Source organism: Polaribacter sp., assembly GCF_965656025.1.
In the GTDB taxonomy this organism is placed as follows: Bacteria; Bacteroidota; Bacteroidia; order Flavobacteriales; family Flavobacteriaceae; genus Polaribacter.
Window position 1 is genome coordinate 17,780 of record NZ_CBFHJT010000019.1, and the last position, 1,352, is coordinate 19,131.

At 28.7% G+C, this 1,352-nt stretch carries 2 protein-coding genes; both read left to right on the forward strand.

Annotation, left to right across the window (positions count from 1 at the left end):
* Positions 1-2: 2 nt before the first annotated feature.
* On the forward strand, positions 3-584 hold the full coding sequence (locus ACTG3S_RS05355; protein WP_439128338.1) for a MarC family protein: 582 nt from the start codon (positions 3-5) through the stop codon (positions 582-584).
* Position 585: 1 nt separating this feature from the next.
* Entirely contained in the window at positions 586-1,191 is a 606-nt protein-coding gene (locus ACTG3S_RS05360) for an NAD(P)/FAD-dependent oxidoreductase (RefSeq protein WP_439128339.1), read from the forward strand.
* Positions 1,192-1,352: the final 161 nt, after the last annotated feature.

Consider the following 1,352-nt stretch of genomic DNA (forward strand, 5'->3'; position numbering starts at 1 on the left):
ATATGGAATTTAATGTAAAACAAATTTTAACTGCATTTATGGTTTTGTTTGCTGTAATAGATATTATAGGAAACATCCCTATTATTATAGATTTACGTAAAAAAGTGGGGCATATTCAATCTGAAAAGGCTTCTATAATTGCAGGTGTTATTATGGTGTTTTTTCTTTTTTTAGGAAAAAGCTTATTAAACTTAATTGGTATAGATGTAAACTCTTTTGCAGTAGCTGGTTCTTTTATCTTATTTTTTATTGCTTTAGAAATGATTTTAGGCATCACTCTTTATAAAGATGATGGAGAGTCTGGCACAATAACAGCAACTGTTTTTCCATTAGCTTTCCCTTTAATTGCTGGTCCTGGTAGTTTAACAACGTTACTTTCTTTAAGAGCAGAATTTGCCATAGAAAATATTATTGTAGCTGTTTTTTTAAACGTAATTGTTATTTATATTGTTTTAAAAACATCGTCTAAAATAGAACGTTTAATTGGGGCAACTGGCATACAAATAATTAGAAAAGTTTTTGGTGTAATTTTACTAGCTATAGCAGTAAAATTATTTGCTGCGAATATAAAAATGTTGTTTTAGTATGAATTTTGATGTGTTAATTGTTGGTGGTGGAGTCTCTGGAATGCAGTGTGCCTTGGTATTAGGCTCTGCAAAAGAAAAAGCTTTTGCTGCCGATAAAAATATCGGAATATTCATGCATCAAAAAGCATCTCACTTACAAAATGCACTCTTTAATAATGTTTTAGGGTTAAATCCTAAAAAATTAGGAAGTGATATTTTAATAGAGGGTAAAACACAGCTGAGTGAATTATATCCTCATGTTTCTCAAATAGAAAATGAGAAAGTATTAACTGTAGAAGATTTAGATACTGGGTACAAAGTTATTACTAACAAAAACACTTATTTCTCTACCATAGTTATAATTGCACTCAATTACTCCAAGCCTTTTACCATTAATGGTTTAGAAGAATATGTTATTCCACATAAAAAAGCTAACATAAAAAAAGATAGAATACAATTACAAAATCAAAACCATTTGATTAAAAATGGATTGTATTGTTGTGGTACTATTGCTGGTTGGCGCAGTCAATTTGCAATTGCAGCAGGAAGTGGTGCCAGTGTTGCTACAGATATTTTAACTTTATGGAACAATAATATCCATACCAAAGTGCATGATAAAGTATGATGAAAGTCATATTTTAAGTCTATAGTTCCTCTTACTTTTATAGTGTCCTAAAAATCTTTATTTGATTAAAATTAGAAAATCCTATAAAGATATTGACAAGACTATTTTTAAATAGTTTAATTTTTTTAGAAACTATAAAACGTATATCATGCAAATTAAAA